The 16,059-nt window shown below is 49.2% G+C and carries 25 protein-coding genes; 21 read left to right on the plus strand and 4 right to left on the minus strand.

The window, feature by feature from the left end:
• Positions 1-39: 39 nt before the first annotated feature.
• Positions 40-1,080, minus strand: a complete 1,041-nt coding sequence (gene pseB, locus GJR95_RS15185; protein ID WP_162386676.1) for a UDP-N-acetylglucosamine 4,6-dehydratase (inverting) — start codon at positions 1,078-1,080, stop codon at positions 40-42.
• A gap of 89 nt (positions 1,081-1,169) precedes the next feature.
• The gene (locus GJR95_RS15190) at positions 1,170-1,523 is read right to left on the minus strand and encodes a hypothetical protein (protein ID WP_162386677.1); all 354 of its coding nucleotides are present in this window, start codon (positions 1,521-1,523) and stop codon (positions 1,170-1,172) included.
• 140 nt (positions 1,524-1,663) lie between these two features.
• Here GJR95_RS15190 and GJR95_RS15195 point away from each other — a divergent pair, with 140 nt between their 5' ends.
• The 7 genes from GJR95_RS15195 to GJR95_RS15225 all read left to right on the plus strand — a co-directional run bounded on the left by GJR95_RS15195 (position 1,664) and on the right by GJR95_RS15225 (position 4,578).
• A complete protein-coding gene (locus GJR95_RS15195) occupies positions 1,664-2,161 on the plus strand; it encodes a Rad52/Rad22 family DNA repair protein (protein WP_162386678.1) in 498 nt (165 codons plus the stop codon).
• A gap of 9 nt (positions 2,162-2,170) precedes the next feature.
• The gene (locus tag GJR95_RS15200) at positions 2,171-2,464 is read left to right on the plus strand and encodes a hypothetical protein (RefSeq protein ID WP_162386679.1); all 294 of its coding nucleotides are present in this window, start codon (positions 2,171-2,173) and stop codon (positions 2,462-2,464) included.
• A gap of 2 nt (positions 2,465-2,466) precedes the next feature.
• Positions 2,467-2,754: a hypothetical protein gene (locus GJR95_RS15205; protein WP_162386680.1), complete on the plus strand. Its 288-nt coding sequence runs from the start codon at positions 2,467-2,469 to the stop codon at positions 2,752-2,754.
• Positions 2,751-2,966, plus strand: a complete 216-nt coding sequence (locus GJR95_RS15210) for a hypothetical protein (protein ID WP_162386681.1) — start codon at positions 2,751-2,753, stop codon at positions 2,964-2,966. The genes GJR95_RS15205 and GJR95_RS15210 overlap by 4 nt, the downstream gene beginning before the upstream one ends.
• Positions 2,967-2,972: 6 nt before the next feature.
• Positions 2,973-3,281 carry a hypothetical protein gene (locus GJR95_RS15215; protein WP_162386682.1) on the plus strand — a complete coding sequence of 103 codons (309 nt, stop codon included), beginning with the start codon at positions 2,973-2,975 and terminating at the stop codon, positions 3,279-3,281.
• A gap of 340 nt (positions 3,282-3,621) precedes the next feature.
• On the plus strand, positions 3,622-3,816 hold the full coding sequence (locus tag GJR95_RS15220; protein WP_162386683.1) for a hypothetical protein: 195 nt from the start codon (positions 3,622-3,624) through the stop codon (positions 3,814-3,816).
• 270 nt (positions 3,817-4,086) lie between these two features.
• Positions 4,087-4,578, plus strand: coding sequence for a hypothetical protein (locus tag GJR95_RS15225; RefSeq protein ID WP_162386684.1), 492 nt, complete (start codon positions 4,087-4,089; stop codon positions 4,576-4,578).
• A gap of 18 nt (positions 4,579-4,596) precedes the next feature.
• Here GJR95_RS15225 and GJR95_RS15230 read toward each other — a convergent pair whose 3' ends face one another.
• On the minus strand, positions 4,597-5,439 hold the full coding sequence (locus GJR95_RS15230; RefSeq protein WP_162386685.1) for a hypothetical protein: 843 nt from the start codon (positions 5,437-5,439) through the stop codon (positions 4,597-4,599).
• A gap of 163 nt (positions 5,440-5,602) precedes the next feature.
• On the opposite strand from GJR95_RS15230, the gene GJR95_RS15235 reads away from it, so the two are divergent.
• From GJR95_RS15235 to GJR95_RS15265, 7 genes are all read left to right on the plus strand, one after another.
• Complete coding sequence (locus GJR95_RS15235; protein WP_162386686.1) at positions 5,603-5,920, plus strand: HNH endonuclease; 318 nt, start codon at positions 5,603-5,605, stop codon at positions 5,918-5,920.
• Complete coding sequence (locus tag GJR95_RS15240) at positions 5,913-6,263, plus strand: hypothetical protein (protein ID WP_162386687.1); 351 nt, start codon at positions 5,913-5,915, stop codon at positions 6,261-6,263. Before GJR95_RS15235 ends, GJR95_RS15240 begins: the two co-directional genes overlap by 8 nt.
• Positions 6,264-6,395: 132 nt before the next feature.
• Positions 6,396-7,148 carry a hypothetical protein gene (locus GJR95_RS15245; RefSeq protein ID WP_162386688.1) on the plus strand — a complete coding sequence of 251 codons (753 nt, stop codon included), beginning with the start codon at positions 6,396-6,398 and terminating at the stop codon, positions 7,146-7,148.
• Between the two features lie 12 nt (positions 7,149-7,160).
• Positions 7,161-7,307 carry a hypothetical protein gene (locus tag GJR95_RS15250; RefSeq protein ID WP_162386689.1) on the plus strand — a complete coding sequence of 49 codons (147 nt, stop codon included), beginning with the start codon at positions 7,161-7,163 and terminating at the stop codon, positions 7,305-7,307.
• A 6-nt stretch (positions 7,308-7,313) separates the two neighbouring features.
• The gene (locus GJR95_RS15255) at positions 7,314-7,814 is read left to right on the plus strand and encodes a P27 family phage terminase small subunit (protein WP_162386690.1); all 501 of its coding nucleotides are present in this window, start codon (positions 7,314-7,316) and stop codon (positions 7,812-7,814) included.
• A 31-nt stretch (positions 7,815-7,845) separates the two neighbouring features.
• Positions 7,846-9,600 (plus strand): terminase large subunit, encoded by a 1,755-nt coding sequence (locus GJR95_RS15260; protein WP_162386691.1) that lies wholly within the window; start codon positions 7,846-7,848, stop codon positions 9,598-9,600.
• A gap of 15 nt (positions 9,601-9,615) precedes the next feature.
• Positions 9,616-9,804 carry a hypothetical protein gene (locus GJR95_RS15265; RefSeq protein WP_162386692.1) on the plus strand — a complete coding sequence of 63 codons (189 nt, stop codon included), beginning with the start codon at positions 9,616-9,618 and terminating at the stop codon, positions 9,802-9,804.
• Positions 9,805-9,812: 8 nt separating this feature from the next.
• Here the strand turns inward: GJR95_RS15265 and GJR95_RS15270 are convergent, their stop codons facing one another.
• Entirely contained in the window at positions 9,813-10,457 is a 645-nt protein-coding gene (locus tag GJR95_RS15270) for a hypothetical protein (RefSeq protein WP_162386693.1), read from the minus strand.
• 253 nt (positions 10,458-10,710) lie between these two features.
• Between GJR95_RS15270 and GJR95_RS15275 the strand changes: the two genes are divergently transcribed.
• The 7 genes from GJR95_RS15275 to GJR95_RS15305 all read left to right on the plus strand — a co-directional run bounded on the left by GJR95_RS15275 (position 10,711) and on the right by GJR95_RS15305 (position 16,057).
• Positions 10,711-11,061 (plus strand): hypothetical protein, encoded by a 351-nt coding sequence (locus tag GJR95_RS15275; protein ID WP_162386694.1) that lies wholly within the window; start codon positions 10,711-10,713, stop codon positions 11,059-11,061.
• Positions 11,058-11,339: a hypothetical protein gene (locus tag GJR95_RS15280; protein WP_162386695.1), complete on the plus strand. Its 282-nt coding sequence runs from the start codon at positions 11,058-11,060 to the stop codon at positions 11,337-11,339. Before GJR95_RS15275 ends, GJR95_RS15280 begins: the two co-directional genes overlap by 4 nt.
• Before the next feature lie 114 nt (positions 11,340-11,453).
• Positions 11,454-12,848, plus strand: coding sequence for a phage portal protein (locus GJR95_RS15285; protein ID WP_162386696.1), 1,395 nt, complete (start codon positions 11,454-11,456; stop codon positions 12,846-12,848).
• Positions 12,845-13,837 carry an HK97 family phage prohead protease gene (locus tag GJR95_RS15290; RefSeq protein ID WP_162386697.1) on the plus strand — a complete coding sequence of 331 codons (993 nt, stop codon included), beginning with the start codon at positions 12,845-12,847 and terminating at the stop codon, positions 13,835-13,837. Before GJR95_RS15285 ends, GJR95_RS15290 begins: the two co-directional genes overlap by 4 nt.
• 2 nt (positions 13,838-13,839) lie before the next feature.
• Positions 13,840-15,105 carry a phage major capsid protein gene (locus tag GJR95_RS15295; RefSeq protein ID WP_162386698.1) on the plus strand — a complete coding sequence of 422 codons (1,266 nt, stop codon included), beginning with the start codon at positions 13,840-13,842 and terminating at the stop codon, positions 15,103-15,105.
• On the plus strand, positions 15,105-15,512 hold the full coding sequence (locus GJR95_RS15300) for a hypothetical protein (RefSeq protein ID WP_162386699.1): 408 nt from the start codon (positions 15,105-15,107) through the stop codon (positions 15,510-15,512). The genes GJR95_RS15295 and GJR95_RS15300 overlap by 1 nt, the downstream gene beginning before the upstream one ends.
• On the plus strand, positions 15,512-16,057 hold the full coding sequence (locus GJR95_RS15305) for a head-tail connector protein (RefSeq protein WP_162386700.1): 546 nt from the start codon (positions 15,512-15,514) through the stop codon (positions 16,055-16,057). The genes GJR95_RS15300 and GJR95_RS15305 overlap by 1 nt, the downstream gene beginning before the upstream one ends.
• The last annotated feature ends 2 nt before the right edge of the window (positions 16,058-16,059 follow it).

A 16,059-nucleotide genomic window follows, 5' to 3' on the forward strand; every position in this document is an offset into this window, starting at 1 on the left:
TTGCATGGCAAAACCTGATTCCACATGCTTCACGGTTCATTATACACTGAAATTTGGATCGACATGCTCACGAATCTGATCCCGTAACTGATCGACGTTGAGCCATTCGGTATTCGTGCCCGAGTTGTATTTGAAACCCATTTCCACCTGCCGACCATCAAATGCCTTCATGTAGTCGTCCATACTCCAGGTCGGCGTTGAGGGCGTAATAACGTAATATTTATCCGTCTCGACCGTGTTGAGCGAATCGGTTTCAGTAATCATTTCCTCGTGAAGCTTCTCGCCGGGCCGGATACCCACTAACTTCTGCTCACAATCTGGACCGATGGCTGTGGCTACATCGGTAATGCGGTACGATGGAATCTTAGGAACAAAAATCTCTCCGCCCCAGGCATGCTCCAATGCATACAGAACCATCTCTACGCCTTCTTCCAGCGAGATATTGAAGCGGGTCATGTCAGGGTGTGTGATGGGTAACACACCATCTTTTCGTTTTTCCAGAAAGAACGGAACGACCGACCCCCGTGATCCGATAACGTTACCGTAGCGAACAACCGAGAATCGCAGGTCACGGCTACCTTTCATGTTGTTGGCTGCCACAAACAGTTTGTCGGAACACAGTTTGGTTGCCCCGTACAAGTTGATGGGCGCAGCTGCTTTATCCGTCGACAGAGCAACAACACGCTTCACACCATTGTCCAGAGCTGCATTGATGACATTCTCCGCCCCAAAAACATTGGTCTTAATGCATTCCATGGGGTTGTATTCAGCGGCAGGTACCTGCTTGAGTGCGGCTGCGTGAATGATGATATCGATTCCCTCGCAGGCCCGCTTCAGGCGCTCACTATCGCGCACATCGCCAATGAAAAAGCGAATGGACTTATATGTTGAATTCGGATAATACTGCGACATCTCAAACTGTTTCAGCTCATCGCGGGAGTACACCACCAGACGTTTAATATTCGGATAACGCTGGTAGACCATCTCAATGAACTTCTTGCCGAAAGAGCCAGTGCCCCCTGTAATCAGAATCGATTTGTTTGTGAGATCAACAAATTGATCGTTATTATCTTGACCCATAGATAGTTAACTGTATTTTGTGATTTTTCTACTGTAACGGTGCTGTAAGGTTTACGAAAAACCACTTGAACCTGCCCGCAAAGGTAGGGCTATTCTTTGGGATCAGGTGAAATCGGAGTGGCTCGATTTGCAAGCAGGCTGGTGTTGTCCTGAATCTGCTTTTGAATGTGATCAATCAAGTCGGCACAGGGGTCCGTATTGTCAATGGCATAATCGGGCTTGATGGGATTGCCAATGCCGCGCAGTAGGTATTCGGCACTAATGGTCGGCTCCAGTTCGCACACTTTGACGACCTGATCAAAGCTCGGCCGGGTATCCTCATCCACCAGGTTAAACACCGACTTTCGGTTGACCCGTTCAGTCCCATGTTTAGCTGCAAACTTATGCGCCGATAAGCCCAGTGCATCAAAGGCTTTGGTCAAACGCTCTGCCAGTATATTCATAGTCGCTTTAAAATCGGATCAAATATAGCATGCTACACTAATCAGATAAAAATAAATGTAAAATATTACTCTTTATGTTTTGAAACTAGTGTAGTAGTCTATACTTTTGATCCGTAATCAAATCTAACTCCATACCAATTATGGACCTTACTATTTTAACCGCCCCCCTCACCATACAGGAAATTGAATGGCGGGTTCAGAGCCAGACCAAAGACGGTCAGAAAATCGTAGTAGTGCCGTATATAACCAACCGTTGTGTGATGCAGCGATTCGACGATCAGTTTGGCTGGGCGGGCTGGCAGAACGAAATCAAGGAAATCGAAGGCGGGTTTCTGTGTACGATTACAGCCGTACTGGAAGGTGGTGAAATTGTCAGAAAGACCGACGGTGCCAGCCGTACCAGCGTCGAGCCGGTGAAGGGAGGGATCAGCGATGCCATGAAGCGAGCAGCAGTCCAATTTGGACTAGGCCGAGCGCTGTATGACTTCCCCAAGGTCCTGATTCAAACGACGGATAAGTACATCCCTGATTGGGCATTCCCATTGCTTGACAAGATGGTCGAAAAGATTAATGCTGGCGGCTCCGTTCGTGATGTCGTCGTATTGAAGCCTGAACACGCCAAACCAACCTCCAAATAACCCCACACCATGAAACGAGCAGTTATTTTATTTATCCTGTCGGCTATTTTCTGCCAACTCACAATCTCTAATATTCAGAATAAAAGGCCGCTTGTTAGCGCGGTTCTGCTGGGCTACGTTGATGTTCCTGCCCAGATACCGGCTCGTATCAAAGTACCCGCAGGTTGCAGCTATAAAATTGGGCAACGGGTCATGTGTAAGCCCTACTACACGCTTTCCAGCGAGAAAATGCAAAATCTGTACACTCCCGGTTCGAAAGGAGGGTTTCCGATTGTAATCACCGGAATAGCCAGAAAGGAATAGACATGACGACAGCTGAGCTCGACGCCCTCCCGTCAGGAACGATCATCTATTTGCCAACCGACTGGGAAGTACAAACATGGTTGTTTGATGGTCGTGTAAGGAATCGGGACTATTACACCCTCACCTACCCTCCTGACACGGATGGCATAGTCAGCAACCGGAGGCCGGTCTACCTTCACGCACTAGATCTTCTTAACGCAACCCGAACGGAGCTTGAAGCCTGGAAGATTGTACTTGACGGGTTAGAGAAACGTCAGCTATGGGTCAGTATGAAGATTGTCACACTATGAAAACTGATAACTTCTCCTTACCCTACTCACAGCGTTCCTGTCCGGATGGAATGGTACCAGAAGTATGGCAGGTGTTCTGCCTGTGGGCTGACTGCAATGATCAGAAGACCCAACAACAGTACTGGCTGGATTATTTAGATATCCACTCGAACTACTACGATAAAGACGGAAACCGGCTCCCTGTGCAAACTGATCAACTTCAACTCTTCTAACACCTTATGAAGAACAACGACCCTAATCAACTGCACATCTTTTATGATGTCGTTGAGGTGCAGGAAACGTTAAAATCGATAGATCGGCCAGTGGCTGACTATGAACGTGTTCGCGATAAGTTGGATGCAGCTGCCGCTAAGAATCAATCCCTGATCCGGTTGCAGCCTGGTTATGCGGGATCCGAATGGGTGATCAAACAACAAACCAAGAACGGAGCCGGCGGCTGGCGATACGTTAAAAAGTTTGCTACTGAGAAAGAGGCTAAAGATACCTATGCGGTCCTGTTGGATTCTGGAGAGTACGTAGAAGGCTAGCCAGTTTCAGATATTTTAGTCCGTATTGTTATAGGTAATAACCTGAAAATCAGCCAAAATTGTACCCATCTTTACTGGACTAAAGATACTATTTAGACGAAGCTCCCGGTTCGGTTGACGCTCGTTTAAATATGGTGTGGATAGAACCGGAACGCCCGGCGTCACTTGATGCCGGGCGTTTTTGTCTACTTATGACAAGTCGTACGTCTAAATGAACTAAGAGTATATTTTAAGTAGATTAATCAAAACGCCCGGTTCACTTTGAGACCGGGCGTTTTTGTATGTGCACGAACGTCGTTTCCTGCAGCTATACTCGTTTATCTTTGCACAGACATTCATTATGCGCAAAGCAACCCAACTACCCCCACCCACCGCCAACGATCTCGAACAGCAGGTTCGCGAGTTCGATATGGCTCTATACCTATTTACGGGTAAAAACTTCCATTTACCGGCAGCACAGCAGCAGCAACAGCAACAATTCGATCTGCTACAACAACTGGTTAATGCAGCCCAAAGCACTGGTTTAATCGCCTAATAAATGGTGAAGATAAAAAATACCCGATTTTAGGATGAATCGGGTATTTTTTATCTTTTTTTTAATTTAACTTCAGCCATTGTAGTTTAAAAAACGAGTCTGGAAACTATACAAAGGTTGGACGGCTCTAAATTTCGTACTTCACCAATTCCTGTCAGAGAGCTCACAACTGGTGAGTCTAGGTTGCTAAGAGATAAAGAACTAGCTTCCAGCCTTTTAACTTAATGGAGATTTTATATTCCTAACCAATGCTACTTATACGCTACTATCATGCTACGAGCCTTTTTCTTTCAACTTGCCTTGCTGACTGCTTCTAGTGCCGCTGCACAGGACTGCCAGCCAATGAGCTTGGTTCGGCTCAAACAGGTTTTTAAAGCCTCCAACCGCTCTACTCGTATTGTAGCGGAAGGCTTTTCGCTCCCGATGCTTAAATCGGATCACTCCCTTGTCTATCAGCGATGTCGAAAAATGGTTGGCTATGGCGCAGAGATGCCCGAAGTGACCCTACCCGAATTACTTCAAGATGACCATCGTCAACGGACTATTGGGTTTACTACGTATGACCGCACTACTTTTTTAGCCATCCAATCCTATGCTCAGAAGTCTTACCAACTACTCTCTTCTTTAAAAAGTAGAGCGAGCTTCTATTCATCAGGTTATACAGATGGTAAAGTGGTCTATTTGTTCGACTCAACGAGTATTAAAAGCGTGATGGGAGCCACTCAATTCAAGATTGCCCTTATGCCTGTGTCTAGGCTTTAAGAGAGCTAATTCAATTCATTACAGGTTCTGAGCAAGGGCAATCAGCGAAGCGGCCGCTTGTGCAGCCAGCACTTCATCACCCGGAATTGGAGAAATTATTGCCACCACTAATGCAATGGCAGCCGCAATGCCTGCTACTAAAATTAATCCTCGAAGGGCCTGTAGCAGTACTGGATGTTCGCTGCCGAACTGCTTTGCCCAGATAGCCGTGGTTTGTTCTTTAATCTCCCCCTGCTTATAGGATTTTTTCATTTTCTCCTGGACAGCCTCAGGGATGGCAACGGGCACGATGGGTAGGCGTTTTGTATCCCCTTTCTTTATAGCATGCACTTCATAAAGAATTATACCTTGAAGGGCATGATCGCGGAACGTCGGATGATAGCAGACATAACGAACAAGCTCATTAGACTTTGGAGGCAATGGATAAAATAACTCAGCTCCGGTAGGCTGCCAGCGAGTTGATGTCCAGTAGGTTGACAAATCATGAATCCGGTTGACCGTATGCGTTAAATGATCCAGCTTATGAATGGACTGTTTCTCCGCAGATGATCGATTTCCAACTGTGGTTACCTCCAGCAACTCGCCCACCGATCCGTCTGCGCTAATACCTAATCCGTCTGGTTTTCGATAGTCATTGTTTTTGGACCAGCGTCGAAAATCCTCCAGGGCAATCAGCACTTTATGTAGACCCGGCTTACTTGGATATCCTGTGTTGCGATATTCAAGCTCTTTTAAGACCTCGCCCCCTGGGAAACGGCTCAAAAACGAAGTCCTGAATAAATCATAGGCACGCTGCTGTGCGGTTTGATATCCCCACTGCTCTTTCGTGCTCTCTGTGTCTTTACCTCCTAAACAAACCATGACCTAACTGCTTCATGATGAGTAGGTAAGGTATTATTTATTTTCCTACCTGACGAATCACTTTAGTTTACGGATACACTTTTCCAATATCGATAAAATTGATCCAACAGGCTCATATTATAGATAAAATCTATATTTTTGAAACAAGTAATCAAATCTGTCGATGCCCACCGTTCATAAAGTTAAATTCCCCAAAGCCGGGGTTCAGACCGAAGCGTCACATCAGGGCCGCACGGAGGCTAACCGGGACATCTATGGCTCTTCCCGTTGGAAGAAGACCTCTAAAAATCATTTGCGGAACCATCCTTTCTGCATCCGGTGTGCCGCGATTGGCAAGCAAACACTGGCCACCGTGACCGACCACATCGTGCCCATCAACCAGGACGGTGAACCCTGGGATCCGGAGAACCACCAGAGCTTATGCCTGAAGTGTCATCAGAAGAAGTCGGCCAGGGAGCGTCATCAGCAGAAGCATGCATGACCAATTATTGAGTCAAACCTACCGTAAGCAGGAAAGCAGTATGCTACAAGAAGAAACAAGCCACCTTAAGACGCGACATATCAAAGAGGCATACAGCGTCTATCTCCAACAAGGGGTCATCATTGTACTCGATCAACAGGGTCAGGTTGTTCCTCGAATCATTGACACGACGCTTGAACAGCCGCTTGATGCTGCACGGGGCAAAGTACCGACCCGACTTACCCTAACGATGTTGGTGAACGTGTATGATTCGAAAGAAGAAGCACTTGCACATATACAGGCCGGACTAGTACAGCCAGAAGGTCAAGAGCAGGCTGAAACCAGTAAGAGGGAGGGGCACTAAAAATGTTAAAAATATCATGCGTCTTGCGACCGCTGCTTACCCCGAAAAAAGCGCGCGTCAATATTTCAGGAAATTACCCTTGTACCGATAGCCATTTCTTAGTGACTTATGACTGTAAAGCCTTCAAAACGAGTGATTCAAAAACAGCGACCGACTCGGTTGCCGCAACGCTATTTGAATCAATTGATCGAAACGGAGTCGCGCTACCTCGAACCTGTCGTTTGTCACGAAATACCGGACAAATTCCTGTTTTATGAGAAAGCCCGGCAGTTGGCACTGGCTACGACGATTACCCAAAATTGCTGCCAGCGACACTGGTTGGATGGTAGTTTCATCTTTGGCGATTTCATCGAAGCGCTGTTTGTTGAAAACAACATTCATACCGACTTGCTCAGTATCGGCACCTTGGGAATGTCGCTCGAGAATGTCGACAGTTTACGTAATTTGATGGAAGGTGGCTACCTTGATCGGTTGGAGTTGATTATCTCAGCCTACCTATTTTCCCACGAGTTGTACGGGGTGATTCCCTACTTGTTTCAACGGCTGGATAACGGCCGGTTCCAACTGGCGGTTGCTGGCTATCATGGCAAAATCTGCCTGTTCAAAACCGATGGTGGTAAGCACGTTGTCATTCATGGTTCCGCCAATCTGCGCTCATCGGCCAATATTGAACACTTTATGGTGCAGGAGTCGGAAGCGCTTTATCAGTGTGACATGACCGTTCATCGCCGAATTGTTGATAAGTTCTCGGTGATCAATCAGGATGCACTACCACCCCTTATTGAGAAATTTAAAAACAGCGAGCCGTTGACCAAAGAGGACAAACTCTCCATTCAGCCCCTACGGCACAAAAAGCTTTGGGGCGCAGTGACAGCAACCAATTAACAACGTATAGCTATGGCCAGTGGAAGTGGTTCCTACAAATCCATCAATAAAAACAGGGCGCAGTTGAAAGCACAGGGCGGATCGGCCGCATCAGGACGTACTCCCAAGTACAAACCACTAGGGAAAGGCGAAGGGGCTAATAAGGATGTTCCTTTCTGATAAGTAATGGCAGCAGGCAGACCCGCTAAATCCGATGAGCAAAAGCAACTGGCAGGCACCTTCCGGCAGGATCGCACACAAGCGGTTCAGTCCGGAAGGCAGCCGGTTAGCTTGCTGGCCGAAATTCCTGATCCGCCCGCTCAGTTTGACAACAATCTTCGCGCCCAATACCAATGGCGGTTTGTTTGCGAGGAATTGTTTAACCTAGGTATGTTGAGACCTATTATGCTCGACTGGATTGAGTTGTATTGCCTTTATCTGTCTGACGCTTTTCGTTTCCGGGAAATGGCCGAAGCGGAAGAGTGGGTTACACAATTTCAGGATGAAGAAGGCAATGTGAAGGGGGAGGCACTCTCCAAATACGTGCAACTGGCCGATTCGGCTTTTGCCAAAGCCCAGCAGACCATGAAAATGCTCTGCCTGGATCCTGCTACCGTATTGAAATTGTCTCCCAAAGTTCCCGATAAGCCTAAGTCCAAGATGGCCCAACTGATGAGTCGTAAATAATGCTGAAGTAGTTTAGTTTCCCTACCGTAACATGGAGTATAATGAGATTGCCTGGCAGTACGAAGAAGATATTCTCTCGGGCCGGTTGACTGCTGGGCGTTTGCTGAAGCTGGCCATCAAACGGCAGCGCGACGATCTGGCCAATGGCCACAAGCGAGGTATCTATTTCGATCATGATGCGGGCCAGCGCATGCTTGAGTTCACCGATTGCGTCAACATTGGTCCCGAAAAACCACTACACCTCTTTCCGTTTCAGGTCTGGGAACTCTACGTTTTCTACGGCTGGAAGCGGGAAAACGGTTTACGTCGGTTTCGCCGGAAGTATAAGAGTTGCGCACGAGGTGGGGGCAAAACTCCCCTCGAATCCCTGCAAATTCTCTATCACCTGACGATCGAAGGGCTAACCAATGCCGAAGCCTACGTATCAGCGACGAAAGAAGCACAGGCCAAAATCGCCTTCGACGATGCCGTGTTGATGCTCAACTCGTCACCTGATCTCCAGGAGTACCTCAGCTCGTCCGCTGAGCGCATTTTTAACCCGACCAGTAACGCCAAATTCGGCTTTCTGACCTCGAATCCAAAAACAGCCGACGGTACCCGGCCGAGTTACGCGGTCATCGACGAGTATCACGAGTTTGAAGATGATAAAATGCTCAACAAACTCACCTCGGGTCTGATCAAGAAGGATGAGCCGATCATGAGCATTGTGACCACGCGGGGCTCCCATAAGGAATGGCCATGCTTTCAAGCTGAATTTAAAGTGTATATCCCGATTCTGGAGGGTTCAGTCCACAATGATTCATTCTTTGTGGTGATTTACTCCCAGGATTCGGAAGATGAGATTGAAAAACCAGAAACCTGGATCAAGTCTAACCCGATGCTCTGTGAGGGGGGCATTATCAAACTGGAAACCCTTGTCGAAGAACGCGATGCACAGTATCTGAAAGGGGAAGAGGGTATTGTCAGCTTCAAAACCCTGAATTTAAACTGGTGGTGCGATGCGCCTCAGGTGTTCATTCCTGATTCCATCTGGATCAAGTCGGGCAGCAAGTTTGATCCGGCCATGCTGGAGGGTCGGCAGGCTTGGGCAGGGCTGGATATGGGGGCTACCAACGATTTTTGCGCTTATTCGCTGTATTTCCCGCCCGATGACTGGGCTCAGTACGATGAAGAACTGACGGAAGAGCAGAAAGAAAAGCTGCTCTATCTGCGGTCCCCTCTGAAAGTGCCCGGTATTCACTATATGCTTTGGTGGTTCTGGATACCTGACTTCAAATTTGACAAACGCATCGCTGATGGGCTGCACAATTTGCGCGATTGGCAGAAAGCCGGGCACATCACTGTTCTGGAGGGCAACGTGATCGATCCGCGACAGATTGAGGAAATGGTTTTACCGTTAAAGCCGCTCTATGACATTCAGGGTATGGCCTATGACCGCTATAACGCGACCTCGACAGCCTTGACTATCCAGGAAAAAGGAGGTGTGCCGGCACTGGAATTCCCCCAGACGATGCCCATGTTCGCTGAACCCACCAAAGCGTTCCGGGATCTGGTGTTGCAGGAGCGTTTTAACCACGGCATGAATCCGATTGCCCAATGGATGATGCGCAATGCCATCCCGATTACGGACACCAACGGCAACATCAAAATCACGAAAGATCCCAAGCGAGCTCCTGATAAGGTGGATGGCATTGTGTCGGGCATCATGGCCAAAGCTGCCTGGATGATGGATCGCAACGAGCAAACGAGCAATATCTATGATTCCAGAGGATTTTTAGAATTATAACCCACTCTTCAACCGATGCCACTCTTACCTACCCTTGAACAACAGTTTTTGACCCAGTTTTACGAACCGGCCATGAAGAACCGACACCTGCGCAGTATTCCGGAACGGTTTGACTGGGCAAAAGAACGCTACGAATTGGTTCATTCGCACCAACTGCCGTTTTCACTGGCAACGTTTAAGCGTATATTGTATAAGAAAGGGTAACTATCCTCCTACTGTTGTCTTCGTCCTAGCTTTTCATCCCACCAGCGATTAGAGTCAAAGGTGTCTGAAAGGTAGATTCGGCTCACGGGGTCATCGGTCGGGGCATATAGACTGTTTCCCTCAATAGCACGGATTAAGGGTATAAGCTGATCGTGGGTAAACTGAAACCTTGGGTGACGTATTACTAGTTGTCTAGCCTGTCGTTGGGCTTCTGCTCGAATTCGACCCGTATTACGCCTTCTCCCCTCAAGGTGTAGAATGACCGCTGCTTCGGCTATATAAGCAGCGCTTTCATCCAGATATCGGCTATGGATTCCAATTCCAGCCCGGTCAATAGCAGCATGTGTTGCCTCATGAATGACAGCAGATCGGCCAATATCCATATTTAATACAGACGAACGCAAAAAAACAAATTGATTGGTAACGGTGTCATATGCGGCTAATTGGTCCGGATCATCAAAGGCATCCACATAATCGAAGTTAATTCGACCCTGTTCAATAGCTGCTGCGACTCCTCGATAAGCATTAGGGTAAATATGAATGTCAGGGCTGCTATTACCACTGAGCAATTGAAAGTTTAATACATCGATATATCGGGGGTTTCTTAACGTATCAATAATAGCCTGTTGAAAAGCAACATATTGTGGGTCCATGGACTTCAAGAGTATGGTGAGGGATAGATTTAACTAAGCTAGATGATTCAAAGACGTGTTAGGCAATCGCTTTAGTTACCGGTAATGGGAGAATAAATGTCGATTGATCTCCTACTAGAGGCAGTTGCTGTATATCACTAATAAAATGCTAGCTGCAAATTGTCTCAGTTTGCGCCCATTTCTGTCTCATACTGAGACAATTTCCCTCTCTCCTTCCGGTACTTTTACGATTACCTAACGTAACTGTACTTGTATGACTCTTGAGCAACTAAAACACTATCAACCCGGTAGTCAGGTGACGGCTTGTTGCCAATTATCGGACAAATCGATCGCCTACCGCAGTCTCGACGAGACGGATCGCCACCAGGTACCTGTTACCGATGAATTTACCCGAAAAACGCGCTATACTGTATCTGGACAGGTCGTTGGTGTTGAAGAAGGCGAGAAATACAATTTTTTTATTTTACGCCTGTTTGGGGAAGCCGCTGTCATTGGTCAGGTCAGATCAGGCTTGAAGGTGATTGGTACCGAAAAACGGATCAAAATCGCCCGAGTGCCGGTATCCGCGATTCTGCGAGTCGATTCCCATCCCTTTGGGCTATGATGCGGGTGCCTACACTGCCGATTGACCCGCATTGCCGGGAAATCGCCGAGTTCTTCGTAAAATTTCGCACAATCGAGGGATTTGTGGCTGTTTTTGAGCAGAAATTGACCGATTTACGAATTCTCTCAAAGAAACGGGATGTCAAACGGGCGGCTTATTACGCCACCGAACAGCTCTATGCTCAGCTGTATAATGAAGGCGAGCCCCGTTTTCGGGACAGTGAAAGCTTTTTTCATGCCCGTCGAAACCACTTAAAACGTAAAAAAGGAGAAAGTTGAGCCCAATCGGTACGCGCGTTCATGTAAAGTCAGAACCCAGCGACTGAACTTCGAGCCATTGCTTTAAGCAGAAATACATTGAGGCATATGTAATCCCCATTCTTTCTCCTTTAAATGTCGGGATTAGCAACACGGGCTTGGAATTTATTAACAGGGGCAGCTACGGCTAATAGCGCCCCTATGCCCGTTGCGTATAGTGATGAGCGTTCAGCAGAATTGCCCGCTGAGGTCCGTTCGCTCGAAAATCCAGCGGTACCCCTTTCACAAATGACCTCCTGGGGTGATTTGACGGGCCATGTATCGGGCGGCTCCCATGCGGGGGTAACCGTTACACCCGAATCAGCCATGCGCGTTTCGGCGGTTTATGCCAGTATCAACCGCATCGCTTCGACGGTGGCCATGCTGCCCATTGGGGTCTACAAAGAGACCAAATACGGTCGGGATCTGGACAAAAAAGATCCCTTGCAGCAGCTATTTGTCCATGGACTGGACGAGCTGATGAACCGCTTTGATTTCATGTACATACTGGTGGCTACGTGCCTGGCACGGGGCAACGCCTATGCCTGGATTGAGCGGGATCCCTACATGAAACCCCTGCAGGTCCGGTTTCTCGAACCCGGCGATTGCCAGCCGATCTATGTCAATATGGGTCGCCAGCGTTATCTCTACTATAATGTGTTTGGTGAAATCGTCGATAAACGCGATATCATTCACATTCGCTGTCTGGGTACCAACGGCATCGAAGGAAAAAGCCCCATTGAGCTCTTTGCCAATGGCATTGGGCTATCCCTGGCGGCCGAGGAATTCGGGGCTCGTTTTTTTGGTCAGGGTGCTGGTGGCATGGGTGTGCTGGAAACGGGTAAAGTATTTAAAGAGCAAACAACTGTTGACCGGTTGCGCAAGCAGTTTGCCGAGCGGCAGACCGGCCTCCAGAATGCCCATAGGCCCTTGATTCTGGAGGATGGCATGACCTATAAATCGGTTACGATTCCGCCTAATCATGCCCAGTTTATCGAAACGCGCAACTTTCAGGTAGAAGACATTGCCCGCATGTACGGCGTGCCTCAGCACAAAATCGGTAAGCTGGACCGCTCGACGAATAACAACATCGAGCACCAGAACAAAGAGTTTATTACCGATACCATTCTGCCCTGGACCGAGCGGATCCGTCAGGAATTCGAAGGCAAGCTGATCGCTGAACTCGACAAAGAAACCAAAGAGGTTGTGTTTGATTTTGACTTCCTGCTGCGCGGGGATGCAACCGCTGAAGCTGCTCAGACCCAGGCCCTGTTCAATACGGGCTCGATTACTCAGAACGAGATTCGGTACCGCAACAACCTCAACCGGTTGCCGGGCCTGGATGATACGTTCGTGCAAATGAACATGCAACGGGTATTGCCGGGCTCGCACATGGGTGCGCCCGATCCGTCCGCATCTCCTGAAACTACACCGTCGGCCGCGGACAAAACCAGGCCAGCTGCCGACACTAAACCAGCTGCTGACGCATGAGCGAGCAACTAGCCACTGTCGAAGAACGGCTCTATAAAACCATTGTCACCGTCGAGGAACGGGCCGCTGCCGAGGGTGGTGGTAAATTCTTTATCGGTACCGGCATTGTGTTTAACCAGCCTTCCCGTCCGCTCTATGATCAGAAGCGGGGGATGTTTCAGGAAATTATTGAACCGGGCGCTATCGATGACGATACCGATCTGTCAGAAGTACTGGCCGTGTTCAATCACGACGAAAACCGGCTCTTAGGAGCGAATTACTCGGGTACGCTGACGTTTAAAACCACCGAAAAAGGCGTCGAGGTACGCATCCTCAAGCCCGAAAATACGGTCGGCAATGACTGTGAAGTGTGGGTCAACCGGGGCGATATCCGGGGCATGTCATTTAAGTTTTTTGTGGCCAAAGACCGCTGGGAAACCAAAGACAACGTCCTCTATCGCTACGTTGAGAAGATCTCCAAACTCATGGATCTGTCGCTGGTGACTCGGGCGGCTTATCTGCAAACGACAATTAATGTGGCCGCAGCAACGCGGTCCTATACCGATGCGATGGATCAGCAGGCTGCTACTCGGGGTATGTATTTCCGCGAAAAACGGCAACTCAACGAAAACGACCAGGCCTTTCTGACCGGGCTTGTCGCTCAGATGCAAACGCAGGTCGATTTCATTTCCACGGCCGTCTCGAAGCTGACCAATAGCAATCTCAAGCGACTGGCCGCAGGTCGGTTAAGCGATTTGATCTATCAGCAAAGCTGGATCGAGGAAACGATCGCGGAACTAACCGAAGCCACACTGGAAACGGCGGGTAGTGAGACAGAAGAAGGTCGCAGTAAGCCCGAAACCGGCGAAACAGCGACAGAACAAACTACTACTGAAAATCCCGAGACGCGCTCGACTGAGCCGTCCGAAGAAATCCATTCCGGGGATTCACAAGGGCACCCCCTGGAGTGGTATATCCGTAAAAATAATGCCCATCGTAACTCTTTATAACTATGTCAGTAGACAAACTGAAAGCCCTTCAGGAACAGAAAGGGCGTATTGTAGCGGAGCAGCGGTCGCTCATCGACAAAGCTGAAACGGAGAACAGCCGTGCTTTTTCTGCTGAGGAACGTTCTCAGTTTGATAAACACGACAGCGATATTGCCGATATCGATCGAAAAATCGCCCATTTTCAACGTGAGGAAGCCGATCAGCGGGCTGTTGCCGATGCGGCCAACAAAGCGCAGGAAGAAAAGCGGGCTCAAACCGATGAAAAAACGGCCGAAACAGCGCACAAACAGGCTTTTGATGCCTATCTGCGTTATGGTGTTGCCGATATGACCGAAGCCGAAAAACGGGCACTGGGTGGCTTTGTGAAAGCAGTTGAAGGCAATGGCCCTGAAACGCGGGCCCAGAGTTCGGGGTCGGGTGCCGCTGGTGGCTACACGGTACCCCGTGAGTTCTCCAATGAGCTCGAGATTGCTCTGAAAGCCTACGGCGGCATGCTGGAACTGGGCCGCATCTGGGGCACGGGTACTGGGGCGACGGTGGATTGGCCAACGCTCGATGACACAGCCACGAAAGGTCGTTTGCTTGCCTCGGGTACCGATGCCACAACGGGTTCGACGGACCTTGGCTTTGGCTCCAAAACACTGGGCGCTTACACCTACACCTCGGACGTGATCAAAGTCGATAACGCCCTGATTCAGGATTCAGCGTTCAACTTGGGCGCCCTGATCACGGAAGCCATGGGTATTCGGTTTGGCCGTGTTCAGAATGATCACTACACCAAAGCCGATGGTACCAACAAACCAGAAGGAGTCATCATCAATGCAGGTGTCTTTAACACGGGTGTAGCCGGGACGGCTTTAACCGCTGACAATCTGTTAGATCTGCTCCATGCAATCAACCGGGCGTACCGTAAAAACGGCAAATTCACGTTCAACGATTTGACGCTGGCCGCTATCCGTAAGTTGAAAGACAGCCAGGGCCGCTACATCTGGCAGATGGGTGACATTCAGAAAGGAACACCCGAGAATCTGTGGGGCTACCAGTATGTGGTCAATGATGACCTGGCTGATATAGGCCTCAGCGCGAAGTCGGTCGGTTTCGGCGATTTCAGCAAATACATCATCCGTAACGTGGCTTCGCCCCTGATCATCCGGTTGACCGAGCGTTTTGCTGAGTTCAACCAGACAGCCTACGTAGGCTTTATGCGGACGGATGCCAAGCTGATCAATACGGGAGCTGTTAAGTTCCTCCAGCACGCAGCCAGCTAATGCACATTAAAGTACTAACCTCCTGCTCTGGACTCAACTTCTCGTTTCACCTTGACCAGGTGGTTCGTGAAGTTGATCCGGTAGTGGGGACCGATCTGGTGAAGCACCAGTTGGCCATTGAGGTAGACGATGAAGGAAAATCCATTGTGGTCATTCCAGAAGAAACGGACCCGGATGCTGAAAATCCCGATGACTCATCGGAAGGCTCCAAGGCAGACGATTCGGCGGAAAATGACCTAGATGATTCGACCCAGGAGACGATGAATGAGGAAACCAACCAGCAGCAGTCGGACGAAGAAAAAGTCGAGACAGCAACGGTAGCCGCTTCAGGTGAAACCGCCCAGGTACAAACCGAGAAGGCCGCCAAGTCGACTGGTAAGTCAAAAACCGAAGCTCAACCGAAGTAATGCTCACTGCCCGCCTGAAACAGCCCACTGTTCCCTTCGAACCATGCATCGACGGCGCTACCGCCTGCGACTGGATTCGGATCGATCGGGACAGTGTGGCCGATAAAGGGCAGGCGGTCAGTCTGGTGCAAGCAGCGATGGCCTGGGCGGAAAGCTTCAGCAAGCAGCCCCTGTTCGCCCGCGATTACTACGGGTATGGGGATAGTTTCTGTTCTGCACAGCTGCACAGTCTGAATGTGCAGACGGTTTCAGCCATTCACTACCAGCAGGAAACAGCCGACTGGGTTGAATTGCCCACCACTGCCTACCGCTGGCAGGAAACGGGGGAGATTCAGTTTCTGCCAGCAGCCTATTCGATTCGGGGTGTCACCCGCATTCGGGTCAGCTACCGGGCAGGCTACGAGCCAGCTGAACTGCCCGCTGATATTTTGCAGGTGGTGAGGCTGTTGATCGGCCGCTGGTATGACAACCGGGCCGATGAGCGCAAACAGGTACCCTCCCAGGCTGAATGGATGATGGAGAGTTACGTTTTACCGATTTTATAATC

The organism is Spirosoma endbachense, assembly GCF_010233585.1.
Taxonomy (GTDB): Bacteria; Bacteroidota; Bacteroidia; order Cytophagales; family Spirosomataceae; genus Spirosoma; species Spirosoma endbachense.

Bases quoted from the DNA above. Each gene is read 5' to 3' on its own strand.
- pseB (WP_162386676.1), bottom strand. From the start codon at position 1,080: ATGGGTCAAGATAATAACGATCAATTTGTTGATCTCACAAACAAATCG.
- GJR95_RS15190 (WP_162386677.1), bottom strand. From the start codon at position 1,523: ATGAATATACTGGCAGAGCGTTTGACCAAAGCCTTTGATGCACTGGGC.
- GJR95_RS15195 (WP_162386678.1), top strand. From the start codon at position 1,664: ATGGACCTTACTATTTTAACCGCCCCCCTCACCATACAGGAAATTGAA.
- GJR95_RS15200 (WP_162386679.1), top strand. From the start codon at position 2,171: ATGAAACGAGCAGTTATTTTATTTATCCTGTCGGCTATTTTCTGCCAA.
- GJR95_RS15205 (WP_162386680.1), top strand. From the start codon at position 2,467: ATGACGACAGCTGAGCTCGACGCCCTCCCGTCAGGAACGATCATCTAT.
- GJR95_RS15210 (WP_162386681.1), top strand. From the start codon at position 2,751: ATGAAAACTGATAACTTCTCCTTACCCTACTCACAGCGTTCCTGTCCG.
- GJR95_RS15215 (WP_162386682.1), top strand. From the start codon at position 2,973: ATGAAGAACAACGACCCTAATCAACTGCACATCTTTTATGATGTCGTT.
- GJR95_RS15220 (WP_162386683.1), top strand. From the start codon at position 3,622: ATGCGCAAAGCAACCCAACTACCCCCACCCACCGCCAACGATCTCGAA.
- GJR95_RS15225 (WP_162386684.1), top strand. From the start codon at position 4,087: ATGCTACGAGCCTTTTTCTTTCAACTTGCCTTGCTGACTGCTTCTAGT.
- GJR95_RS15230 (WP_162386685.1), bottom strand. From the start codon at position 5,439: ATGGTTTGTTTAGGAGGTAAAGACACAGAGAGCACGAAAGAGCAGTGG.
- GJR95_RS15235 (WP_162386686.1), top strand. From the start codon at position 5,603: ATGCCCACCGTTCATAAAGTTAAATTCCCCAAAGCCGGGGTTCAGACC.
- GJR95_RS15240 (WP_162386687.1), top strand. From the start codon at position 5,913: ATGCATGACCAATTATTGAGTCAAACCTACCGTAAGCAGGAAAGCAGT.
- GJR95_RS15250 (WP_162386689.1), top strand. From the start codon at position 7,161: ATGGCCAGTGGAAGTGGTTCCTACAAATCCATCAATAAAAACAGGGCG.
- GJR95_RS15255 (WP_162386690.1), top strand. From the start codon at position 7,314: ATGGCAGCAGGCAGACCCGCTAAATCCGATGAGCAAAAGCAACTGGCA.
- GJR95_RS15260 (WP_162386691.1), top strand. From the start codon at position 7,846: ATGGAGTATAATGAGATTGCCTGGCAGTACGAAGAAGATATTCTCTCG.
- GJR95_RS15265 (WP_162386692.1), top strand. From the start codon at position 9,616: ATGCCACTCTTACCTACCCTTGAACAACAGTTTTTGACCCAGTTTTAC.
- GJR95_RS15270 (WP_162386693.1), bottom strand. From the start codon at position 10,457: ATGGACCCACAATATGTTGCTTTTCAACAGGCTATTATTGATACGTTA.
- GJR95_RS15275 (WP_162386694.1), top strand. From the start codon at position 10,711: ATGACTCTTGAGCAACTAAAACACTATCAACCCGGTAGTCAGGTGACG.
- GJR95_RS15280 (WP_162386695.1), top strand. From the start codon at position 11,058: ATGATGCGGGTGCCTACACTGCCGATTGACCCGCATTGCCGGGAAATC.
- GJR95_RS15285 (WP_162386696.1), top strand. From the start codon at position 11,454: ATGTCGGGATTAGCAACACGGGCTTGGAATTTATTAACAGGGGCAGCT.
- GJR95_RS15290 (WP_162386697.1), top strand. From the start codon at position 12,845: ATGAGCGAGCAACTAGCCACTGTCGAAGAACGGCTCTATAAAACCATT.
- GJR95_RS15295 (WP_162386698.1), top strand. From the start codon at position 13,840: ATGTCAGTAGACAAACTGAAAGCCCTTCAGGAACAGAAAGGGCGTATT.
- GJR95_RS15300 (WP_162386699.1), top strand. From the start codon at position 15,105: ATGCACATTAAAGTACTAACCTCCTGCTCTGGACTCAACTTCTCGTTT.
- GJR95_RS15305 (WP_162386700.1), top strand. From the start codon at position 15,512: ATGCTCACTGCCCGCCTGAAACAGCCCACTGTTCCCTTCGAACCATGC.